The 10695-nt window shown below is 73.6% G+C and carries 9 protein-coding genes; all 9 read left to right on the top strand.

Annotated elements, in window-relative coordinates; all coding sequences use genetic code 11:
* Positions 1-42 precede the first annotated feature (42 nt).
* Positions 43-2493, top strand: coding sequence for a PQQ-dependent sugar dehydrogenase (locus AB8Z75_RS24730; protein WP_369205581.1), 2451 nt, complete (start codon positions 43-45; stop codon positions 2491-2493).
* A 13-nt stretch (positions 2494-2506) separates the two neighbouring features.
* Positions 2507-3850 (top strand): ThuA domain-containing protein, encoded by a 1344-nt coding sequence (locus AB8Z75_RS24735; protein ID WP_369205583.1) that lies wholly within the window; start codon positions 2507-2509, stop codon positions 3848-3850.
* A 261-nt stretch (positions 3851-4111) separates the two neighbouring features.
* Entirely contained in the window at positions 4112-5242 is a 1131-nt protein-coding gene (locus AB8Z75_RS24740; RefSeq protein ID WP_369205585.1) for an inositol-3-phosphate synthase, read from the top strand.
* Positions 5239-6216 (top strand): SCO3242 family prenyltransferase, encoded by a 978-nt coding sequence (locus AB8Z75_RS24745; RefSeq protein WP_369205587.1) that lies wholly within the window; start codon positions 5239-5241, stop codon positions 6214-6216. The genes AB8Z75_RS24740 and AB8Z75_RS24745 overlap by 4 nt, the downstream gene beginning before the upstream one ends.
* Positions 6213-7268, top strand: a complete 1056-nt coding sequence (locus AB8Z75_RS24750) for a sugar phosphate isomerase/epimerase family protein (RefSeq protein ID WP_369205589.1) — start codon at positions 6213-6215, stop codon at positions 7266-7268. Before AB8Z75_RS24745 ends, AB8Z75_RS24750 begins: the two co-directional genes overlap by 4 nt.
* A complete protein-coding gene (locus AB8Z75_RS24755; RefSeq protein WP_369205591.1) occupies positions 7262-7999 on the top strand; it encodes an EboA domain-containing protein in 738 nt (245 codons plus the stop codon). Before AB8Z75_RS24750 ends, AB8Z75_RS24755 begins: the two co-directional genes overlap by 7 nt.
* 61 nt (positions 8000-8060) lie before the next feature.
* On the top strand, positions 8061-8927 hold the full coding sequence (locus AB8Z75_RS24760) for a TatD family hydrolase (RefSeq protein WP_369205593.1): 867 nt from the start codon (positions 8061-8063) through the stop codon (positions 8925-8927).
* A 13-nt stretch (positions 8928-8940) separates the two neighbouring features.
* Positions 8941-10122: a metabolite traffic protein EboE gene (gene eboE, locus AB8Z75_RS24765; protein WP_369205595.1), complete on the top strand. Its 1182-nt coding sequence runs from the start codon at positions 8941-8943 to the stop codon at positions 10120-10122.
* Positions 10119-10695: alkaline phosphatase family protein (locus AB8Z75_RS24770; RefSeq protein ID WP_369205597.1), on the top strand; the 577-nt coding region annotated here is incomplete at its 3' end. The genes eboE and AB8Z75_RS24770, both read left to right, overlap by 4 nt.

Consider the following 10695-nt stretch of genomic DNA (forward strand, 5'->3'; position numbering starts at 1 on the left):
GCCCCACCCGTCACACCCCCGGACCTCCCAGGAGGAACCGCTGTGCACATACGACACCGCAGACTCCGCACGGGCCTGGCGTCCCTCGCGAGCGCGCTTCTCATAGCCGGCGCCGCGACAGCGGGCGCCCAGGCCGCATCGGCACCCGCCCCCGCGACGCAGCCCGCGAAGGGCGCGGAGGCGACCGAGTTCCAGCAGGTCACGCTCGCCAAGGGCGTGGAGGAGATGGGCGAGCCGATGACGATGGCGGTCCTGCCGGACCGCTCCGTCCTGCACACGGCCCGCGAAGGCACCCTGCGGCTGACCGACGCGAAGGGCAACACGAAGGTCGCCGGCACTCTCGATGTCTACAACCACGACGAGGAGGGCCTCCAGGGCGTCGGCGTCGACCCGAAGTTCAATAAGAACCGGTTCGTCTACCTCTACTACGCGCCCCCGCTGGACACGCCGTCCACGGACGCCCCCGACAGCGGCACGGCCGAGGACTTCGAGAAGTTCGAGGGCGTCAACCGGCTGGCCAGGTTCGTGCTGAAGGAGGACGGCACGCTCGACAAGTCGAGCGAGAAGAAGATCCTGGACGTGCCCGCCAACCGCGGCACCTGCTGCCACGTCGGCGGTGACATCGCGTTCGACTCCAAGGGCAACCTGCTGCTGTCCACGGGCGATGACTCCAACCCGTTCCAGTCGGACGGCTTCACGCCGATCGACGACCGCGCCGACCGCAACCCGGCCTTCGACGCCCGGCGTTCGGCCGGCAACACCAACGACCTGCGCGGCAAGATCCTCCGCATCAAGGTCAAGAAGGACGGCTCCTACAGCGTCCCGAAGGGCAACCTCTTCAAGAAGGGCACGGACAAGACGCGGCCCGAGATCTACGCGATGGGCTTCCGCAACCCCTTCCGGATGACCGTCGACAAGAAGACCGACACGGTCTACGTCGGTGACTACGGCCCCGACGCGGGCACGGCCGACCCGAACCGCGGCCCGGCGGGCCAGGTCGAGTTCAACCGCGTCACGAAGGCCGGCAACTTCGGCTGGCCGTACTGCACCGGCGACAACGACGCCTACACCGACTACGACTTCGCCACCGGCACCTCCGGCGAGAAGTTCGACTGCGCGGCGCCGAAGAACACCTCGGCCCGCAACACCGGACTGACCGACCTGCCGCCGGCCCACGCCGCCTGGATTCCCTACGACGGCCCGTCCGTGCCCGAGTTCGGCGACGGCTCCGAGTCCCCGATGGGCGGCCCCGTCTACCGCTACGACGCGAAGAACGACAACCCGGCTAAGTTCCCCGAGGAGTTCGACGGCGACTTCTTCGCGGGCGAATTCGGCCGCCAGTGGATCAAGCGGATCGAGCAGGGCGACAACGGCGACGTCACCAAGATCAACGACTTCCCGTGGACCGGCACCCAGGTCATGGACATGGACTTCGGCCCCGACGGCGCCCTCTACGTCCTCGACTACGGCACCGGCTACTTCAACGGGGACGAGAACTCCGCGCTCTACCGCATCGAGAACGCCTCGGAGGGCCACAGCCCCCTCGTCGAGGCCGGCAGCGACGTGAGTGACGGGCAGGCGCCTCTCGAGGTCGCCTTCACCTCCGAGGCGAGCGACGAGGACGGCGACGAGCTGAAACTGAGCTGGGACTTCGGCGACGGCGCCACCTCCACCGAGGCGAACCCCACGCACACCTACGAGGAGAACGGCACCTACACCGCGACCGTCACCGCCGAGGACGGCACGGGGCGTACCGGCTCTGCCAGTGTCCACGTCACCGTCGGCAACACGGCACCCAAGGTGGAGCTGAAGCTCCCCGCGGACGGCCAGCCCTTCGCCTTCGGTGACGAGATCCCCTTCCAGGTGCAGGTCACCGACCCGGAGGAGTCCGAGATCGACTGCTCCAAGGTCGAGGTCAACTACATCCTCGGGCACGACAGCCACGGCCACCCCATGACCTCCGCCAAGGGCTGCGAGGGCACCCTCAAGACCCAGGCCGACGGCGAGCACGACCCCAACGCCAACATCTTCGGCGTCATCGACGCCTCGTACACCGACAGCGGAGCGAACGGTCAGCCGCCGCTGACCAGCCACGGGCAGAGCATCCTGCAGCCCAAGCACCGCCAGGCCGAGCACTTCACCACCTCGGCCGACGGCGTCACCGCGGGCAGCGCCGAGGGCGCCGAGGGCGGCAAGGCCGTCACGGGGGCGCAGAACGGCCAGTGGATCGCCTACGACCCGTACGCGCCGACAGGCGTCAGCAAGCTCACCGCCCGTGTGGCCGGCAAGGCCGACGGCGCCATCGAGGTCCGCGCGAACGCCCCCGACGGCCCCCTCCTGGGCACCGCGAAGGTGACCGCGAGCGACGGCTGGAGTGACGTGAGCACCGACATCAGCGGCGTACCCGAGGGCGCGGACAAGCTCTACCTCGTCTTCACCGGGGGCGATGGGGCCCTCTTCGATCTCGACAGCTTCACCGTCACCACCGGATGAGGGGAGGACGCGCATGACCGGGCACGGCAGATACCGCACCCGCCTCACCGTGGCGGCGGCAGCGCTCCTCGCCGGGGCGTTCGCCCTCCCCAGCCAGGCGGCGCAGCAACCTGAGACCGACGAGGGCGAGCGCGTGCTCGTCTTCTCCAAGACGGCCGGATTCCGCCACGACTCCATCCCCGACGGGATCGCGGCCCTCCAGCAGCTCGGCGCCGAGCACGGCTTCACCGTCGACGCGACCGAGGACGCCGCCGCCTTCACGGGCAAGAATCTGCGCAGGTACGACGCCGTCGTCTTCCTCTCCACCACGGGCGACGTGCTCGACCAGCGGCAGCAGAAGGCGTTCGAGAAGTACATCGGCAAGGGCGGCGGCTACGTCGGTGTGCACGCCGCCGCCGACACCGAGTACGACTGGGAGTGGTACGGCGGCCTGGCCGGCGCCTACTTCTCCTCCCACCCGGCGGTCCAGCCCGCCACCATGGAGATCGAGGACCGCGGCCACCCGGCGACCGCCCACCTGGACGAGAGCTGGGAGCGCACCGACGAGTGGTACAACTACCGCTCCAACCCGCGCGAGAGAGCCCACGTCCTGGCCACCCTCGACGAGGGCTCCTACACCGGCGGCACCATGGGGGAGGACCACCCCTTCGCCTGGTGCCAGGAGTACGCCGGGGGCCGCGCCTTCTACACCGGAGCGGGGCACACCAAGGAGTCCTACGCCGACCCCGCCTTCCGCAAGCACCTGCTGGGCGGCATCCGGTACGCCACCGGAGCCGTACAGGCCGACTGCCGTCCCGAGAGCGGCTACACACCGCTGTACGACGGCAACGGACTGGACGGCTGGAAGCAGGCGGGCCCCGGCACGTTCGAGGAGAGCGAGGACGGGACGCTCACCAGCAGCGGCGGCATGGGCCTGCTCTGGTACGCGCAGCGCCAGTTCTCCTCGTACTCGCTGAAACTCGACTGGAGGATGGCGAGCGAGGACGGGGACGACAACTCCGGCGTCTTCGTCGGCTTCCCCGCCTCCGACGACCCGTGGTCCGCCGTCGACAACGGCTACGAGATCCAGATCGACGCCACCGACACCGACGAGAAGACCACGGGCTCCGTCTACGGCTTCCAGTCCGCGGACCTGGCCGCCCGGGACGCGGCCCTCAACCCGCCGGGGGAGTGGAACACCTACGAACTCCGCGTCGAGGGCGAGCGTCTGCGCATCTACCTCAACGGCACCCTCGTCAACGACTACACCAACACCGATCCGGCACGCAGCCTCGCGGACGGCCACGTGGGTCTCCAAAACCACGGAGACGGCGACGAGGTGGCGTTCCGCAACGTGCGCATACGCCAACTGGACTGATCCCGGCACCACACCCCGGGGGCCCGCCGCGCGAGCGGCCCCCGGGGGCTCCAGCCGGTTCCACCGGTTGTGGGCGGGCGTTCCGCAGGGCGGAACGGGCGGGCACAACCTGGCCGCACCCGCCGGGCAACCGCACCACCAACGCACCGAAGGCGCCGGGGGCAGCGCACGAAGCGCTCCCCGTGAGCAACGGGGGCGGGAGAGGGGACCGCCCGCCGCAGGCGCCCCGCACCGCTCAGGCAAGGCACAAGGGAGGACAGCGTGAGCACACCACCGCGCACGGGCCTCTGGCTCATAGGCGCCAGAGGGTCCGTAGCCACCACGACGATCACCGGCGCCGCCGCCCTCGCCGCGAAGCTCCAGCCACCCACAGGGCTGGTGACCGAAACGCCCCCGTTCGCCGGCGCCTCGCTTCCGCCCCTCGACACCCTCGTCTTCGGCGGCCACGACACGGCAAGCTGCCCCCTCCCCAAGCGGGCGGAGGCCCTCGCCGAGGCGGGAGTCGTCCCGCCCGGGCTCCCCTCCGCGCTCCGTGCCGAACTCGCCTGTGCCGACGCCGCGATCCGCCCCGGCGCGCCCGCCGAGGCCTGCGACCGCAGCGGCGAGGACGCCCTCATCGACTCGTACGCGCACGACATCACCGACTTCACCCGCACACACGGCCTCGCCCGCACCGTCGTCGTCAACGTCGCCAGCACGGAACCCCATCCGGCCGACCCCGAAGGCCCCCTTCCGCCCAGTTCGCTCTACGCCGCCGCGGCGCTCCGCGCCGGATGCCCGTACGTCAACTTCACGCCGTCCACCGGGCTGCACCACCCCCGGCTGGCCGAGGCGGCCCGCGCCGCGGCCGTCCCGTACGCGGGCCGGGACGGCAAGACGGGGCAGACCCTGCTGCGGTCCGTCCTGGCCCCGATGTTCGCGCAGCGGGCTCTGACCGTGCGGGCGTGGTCCGGCAGCAACCTGCTCGGCGGCGGCGACGGCGCGGCCCTCTCCGACCCGGCCGCGGCAGCGGCCAAGAACGCGGGCAAGGAGCGGGTACTCGCCGACAACCTGGGCGCGCTCCCCGAGGGAGAAGTGCACATCGACGACGTCCCGGCGCTGGGCGACTGGAAGACGGCCTGGGACCACATCGCCTTCGACGGCTTCCTCGGCTCCCGCATGATCCTCCAGACCATCTGGCAGGGCTGCGACTCGGCGCTCGCCGCGCCGCTCGTCCTCGACCTCGCCCGGCTGCTGGCGCGCGCCGACGAGCAGCGCCTCACGGGCCCCGTCGAGGGCCTGGGCTTCTACTTCAAGGACCCCGACACCGGGCCCGCCGACCTGCACGGACAGTGGCGCGCGCTGCTCGGCCTGGCCGAGCGTCTGACCCCGGGCGCCGGAGACGCCGCGTGACGGGGCGCGGGCAGGGGCGCGCGTCCGCGTGGGCGCAACTCCTCCGCGTCTCCGCGCTGTTCACGGTGCCGGGAGACGCACTGGCGGGGACGGCCGCCGCAGGCCGCGGCCCGTCGCGGGGCACCGTGCTGGCCGCCGGGTCCTCGTTGTGCCTGTACGAGGCGGGCATGGCGCTCAACGACTGGGCCGACCGGGAGGAGGACGCCCGCGAGCGGCCTGAGCGGCCCCTGCCGTCAGGGCGCATCCGCCCGGCGGCGGCCCTCGCGGCAGCGGGCGGACTGACGGCGGCGGGCCTGGCGCTGGCGGCCCGCGCCGGGCGGCTCCCGCTCGCGACCGCGACCGCGCTGGCCGCCACCGTGTGGTCCTACGACCTGCGCCTCAACCGCACCCCGGCAGGTCCCGCGGCCATGGCGACGGCCCGTTTCCTGGACATCCTGCTCGGAGCGGCGGCGGCGGCCGGCACCACGGCCCCGCGCCCGCTGAGCAGCGCCGCCGCGCCGCGCGCGCGTGAGCGCCGCGCCCGCGACGCCTCGCGCGCCCGCGACGTGTGGGGCGCGGCGGCGCTCATGGGCGGCCACACCCTCGCCGTGACCGCGGTCTCCCGGCGGGAGGCGCAGGGCGGGGCGCCCGGGGTGCCGCTCGCCGCGCTCGGCGCCGTCGGGGCGATCGCCGCGTGCACGGCGCGGCGGCGTACACCGCTGACGCTGGCCGCGAGCGCCGTGTACGCCGCGACCGCCGCACGGCCCCTGCTGCACGCCGCGCTCAACCCCTCCCCGCCGCTGCTCCAGCGGGCGGTGGGCGGCGGCATCCGCGCCATGATCCCGCTCCAGGCGGCGCTCTCGGCCGGCGCCGGGGGTGTTCGCCCCGCCGCGTCGGACGGCGAGCGGGGCACGGGGCGCGAACTGACGGCCGCCGCGCTGCTCGCGCTGCTGCCCCTCGCCCGTCGCATGTCCCGAAAGGTCAGCCCCACATGACGCAGGCACCGCAGACGCACCACCCGCAGCAGCCGACCCAGGCCCAGGCCCCGGCGCTGCGGTACGCGTACGGCACCAACGGGCTGGCCGACCTGCGGCTGGAGGACGCGCTGGGCCTCCTCGCGGACCTCGGCTACGCGGGGGTCGGGCTGACGCTCGACCACATGCACCTCGACCCGCTCGCCCCCGGCCTGGCCGCCCGTACCGCGCGAGTGGCCAGGGCACTGGAGAGGTACGGGCTGACCGTCACCGTCGAGACGGGCGCGCGGTACGTGCTCGACCCGCGCCGCAAGCACCATCCGACGCTGCTCGACCCGGACGCCCAGGCCCGCGCCGCACGGACCGAACTGCTCCTCAAGGCCGTGCGTGTGGCCGCCGACCTGGGGGCACACGCCGTGCACTGCTTCAGCGGGCAGCTGCCCGCCGGCACCGCGCCGGAAGAGGGCTGGAGGCGCCTCGCGGAAGGCGTCGGCTCGGTGCTGGACGCCGCGCAGGCAGCGGGCGTCCCACTGGCCGTCGAGCCCGAGCCCGGCCACCTGCTCGCCGACCTGGCCGGATTCGACCGGCTGCGCACCGGGCTCGGCAGCCCCGCCCTGCTCGGCCTCACCCTCGACATCGGGCACTGCCAGTGCCTGGAGTCCGCACCACCGGACGCCTGCGTACGGGCGGCGGCGCCGTGGCTGCGGCACGTGCAGATCGAGGACATGCGACGCGGAGTGCACGAGCACCTGCCGTTCGGCGAGGGAGAGATCGACTTCCCGCCGGTGCTGGCGGCGCTGCGCGAGGTCGGCTACGACGGGCTGGTCACCGTCGAGCTGCCCCGCGACTCGCACGCGGGCCCCGAGCGGGCCGCCGCCTCACTGGCCTTCCTCACCGCAGCGGAGTCGGGCGCCCGCCCCGCAGCGGACTCCGGTGCCCGCACCACCGCTGAGTCGGGCGCCCGCACCACCGCTGAGTCCGGCGCCCGCACCGGTGGCGAGGCCGCGGCCGTCGGCTCCGCCGCCCGCACCGCCGACGCCACGTCACCACGGCAGGAGGCCGCGCCATGCTGACTCCGCTCGCCTCGCTCCGCACCGGTCTCGAACTGCGTCTGACCCCGGACGCGCGCGCCTGGCTGCACCTGGCGCTGTCCGAGGCGGCCGACGCCGACGAGCACGGCACCGGGCAGGGGCTGCCGCCGTGGGAGCGGCACTTCGTCACCGCGGGCCGCCGGTGCCGCCCGACGGAGCAGCGGACCGGCTCGGGCCCCGACCCCGTCGACGCGGCCCGCGTCCTCATCCTGCACGCCGCCGCGCCCGGCATCGACGCCGTCGCCACGCTCTACCGGCGCGGCTCGGCCGACGAGCGCCGCGCCGTCCTGCTGGCTCTGCCGCACCTGGACCCGCCACCGCCGACCGAGCCCGCCCTCCAGCTGGTGGAGGACGCGTTGCGGGCCAACGACACCCGGCTGATCGCCGCCGCGCTCGGCCCGTACGCCGCCGCTCACCTCGACGCCCACCAGTGGCGCCACGGCGTGCTCAAGTGCCTGTTCACCGGCGTACCACTGGCCGCCGTCGCGGGGCTCGAACACCGGGCGGCGGGCGACGGCGAACTCGCCAGGATGCTGGAGGACTACGCCCGCGAGCGCACCGCCGCGGGACGCGCCGTGCCCGAAGACCTCGGCTACGCCCTGCGCCTGGCCAGGTTCGCCGAGCATCCGGCCCGCCCGGCCCGTCCAGCCGGCTCGCACCACCCGCAGGGCCCGCACCACCCGCAGGACCGCACCGAGGGGTCCGAGTCGTAGCAAGCCCCGTCGGCCGCCACAGCGAGGAGCGACCGCCGAAGCGAGGAGCGTGACGCCCACCATGCCGTCCCCGATCCGCCGCATCTTCGACCCGCACATCCACATGACGTCCCGCACCACCGACGACTACGCCGCGATGTACGACGCCGGGGTCCGCGCCCTGGTCGAGCCGTCCTTCTGGCTCGGGCAGCCCCGCACCTCGCCCGCCTCCTTCTACGACTACTTCGACGGACTGCTGGGCTGGGAGCCCTTCCGCGCCGCCCAGTACGGCATCGCCCACCACTGCACCCTCGCGCTGAACCCCAAGGAGGCCAACGACCCGCGCTGCCTGCCCGTCCTGGACGAGCTGCCCCGCTACCTCCTCAAGGACGGCGTGGTCGCCGTCGGGGAGATCGGCTACGACTCGATGACCCCGGCGGAGGACACGGCGCTGGCCGCCCAGCTGGAGCTCGCCCGCACGCACGAACTGCCCGCACTGGTGCACACCCCGCACCGGGACAAGGCGGCCGGGCTGGCCCGCACGCTCGACGTACTGCGCGAGTCCGGGCTGCCGCCCGCCTTCGTGGCGCTCGACCACCTCAACGAGACGACGGTCGGCCCCGCAGCCGACAGCGGCTGCTGGCTCGGCTTCTCCATCTACCCCGACACCAAGATGGACCCCGACCGGATGGTGCGCATCCTGCGGGTGCACGGCACCGAGCGGGTGCTGGTCAACTCGGCCGCCGACTGGGGCAGAAGCGACCCGCTCAAGACCGCGCACGTCGCCGACGCGATGCTCGCCGCCGGATTCGACGAGGACGACGTCGACCAGGTGCTGTGGCGCAACCCGGTCGCCTTCTACGGCCAGAGCGGCCGGCTCCGCCTCGACGCCACGGCCCCCGGGGCGCAGCTGTTCGAGGGCAACTCGATCCTGCGCGGCGGAGAGTGAGGAGAGCGCGGCCATGCGATTCCGGCACCCCGACGGCACCACCGTCCACCTCGCCTACTGCACCAACGTCCACGCCGCCGAACAGCTCGACGGCGTACTCGACCAACTGACCGAGTACGCGGAGCCGGTACGGCGCCGGCTCCACCGCGACCGGCTCGGCATCGGCCTGTGGCTGGCCCGCGACGCCGCCCGCACCCTCACCGACGACCCGGCGGCCGTCCGCCGGCTGCGCAACGGGCTGGACCGGGCGGGCCTGGAGGTCGTCACCCTCAACGGCTTCCCCTACCAGGGCTTCGGCGACAGCCACGTCAAGTACCGCGTCTACCGCCCCGACTGGACCGACGACGCACGCCTGGACCACACCACCGACCTCGCCAGGCTGCTGACGGCGCTGCTGCCCGACGACGTCCACGAGGGCAGCATCTCCACACTGCCGCTCGCCTGGCGCACCGGTTTCGACGCCGAAGCCCGGCACCGCGCGCTGACCCGCCTGCACACCCTCGCCGGACGGCTGGACGCGCTGGAGGAGCTGACCGGACGCTCCGTGCGCGTCGGACTGGAGCCCGAACCCGGCTGCACCGTCGAGACGACGGCCGACGCCATCCAGGCGCTGACCGGCGAGGGAGGGCCGCCCCTGCACCGCATCGGCGTCTGCCTGGACACCTGCCACCTGGCCACCGCCTTCGAGGACCCTGCCAAGGCGGTCGCGGCGCTCGGCGAGGCCGGACTGACCGTCGTCAAGGCACAGCTGTCGGCCGCCCTGCACGCCGAACACCCGGAGCGGCCCGAGGTCCGCGACGCGCTCACCGAGTTCGCCGAGCCGCGCTTCCTGCACCAGACCCGCGCCCTCACCGCCGCCGGAACCCTGCGCGCCACCGACGACCTCGACCGGGCGCTCGCCCCCGGCGCCCTGCCCACCGAAGGGCCCTGGCGCTCCCACTTCCACGTGCCCCTGCACGCCCCGCTCGCCGAGCCGCTGCGCGCCACCACACCCGTGCTCCGCGCCGCCCTCACCCACCTGGTCGGCGGCCCGACACCGCTGACCCGGCACCTGGAGGTGGAGACCTACACCTGGCAGGCGCTCCCGCCCGGGCTGCGCCCCACCACCCGGGCCCAGCTCGCCGACGGCCTCGCCGCCGAGCTGGCCACGGCCCGCGACCTCCTCATCGGCCTCGGCCTCAAGGAGCTGCCATGAGCACCCCGCTGCTGGTCATCGACGTGGTCGGGCTCACCCCCGCCCTGCTGGAGCGGATGCCCAACCTCCGCGCCCTCGCCCGGGAGGGCGCCTCCACCCCCCTCCAGACGGTGCTCCCCGCCGTCACCTGCGCCGCCCAGTCCACGTTCCTGACCGGGGAGCTCCCCGCGGGGCACGGCATCGTCGGCAACGGCTGGTACTTCCGCGAACTCGGCGACGTCCTGCTGTGGCGGCAGCACAACGCGCTGGTCGGCGGCGAGAAGCTGTGGCACGCGGCCAGGGAACGGCAACCCGGCTACACGGTGGCCAACATCTGCTGGTGGTACGCGATGGGCGCCGACACCGACTGGACCGTCACCCCGCGCCCCGTCTACTACGCCGACGGCCGCAAGGAACCCGACTGCTACACCCGGCCCCCCGACCTGCACGACGAACTCGTGGCCGAACTGGGCGACTTCCCCCTGTTCACCTTCTGGGGCCCCGGCGCCGACCTGACCTCCTCGCAGTGGATCATCGACGCCACCCGCCACATCCTGCGCACCCGCCGCCCCGACCTGGCCCTCGCCTACGTCC

This window comes from Streptomyces sp. PU-14G (assembly GCF_041028275.1).
GTDB lineage: Bacteria > Actinomycetota > Actinomycetes > Streptomycetales > Streptomycetaceae > Streptomyces.

Excerpts from the sequence above, each read along its gene's own strand:
- AB8Z75_RS24735 (WP_369205583.1), top strand. The coding sequence starts at position 2,507 with ATGACCGGGCACGGCAGATACCGCACCCGCCTCACCGTGGCGGCGGCA.
- AB8Z75_RS24760 (WP_369205593.1), top strand. The coding sequence starts at position 8,061 with ATGCCGTCCCCGATCCGCCGCATCTTCGACCCGCACATCCACATGACG.
- eboE (WP_369205595.1), top strand. The coding sequence starts at position 8,941 with ATGCGATTCCGGCACCCCGACGGCACCACCGTCCACCTCGCCTACTGC.
- AB8Z75_RS24755 (WP_369205591.1), top strand. The coding sequence starts at position 7,262 with ATGCTGACTCCGCTCGCCTCGCTCCGCACCGGTCTCGAACTGCGTCTG.
- AB8Z75_RS24750 (WP_369205589.1), top strand. The coding sequence starts at position 6,213 with ATGACGCAGGCACCGCAGACGCACCACCCGCAGCAGCCGACCCAGGCC.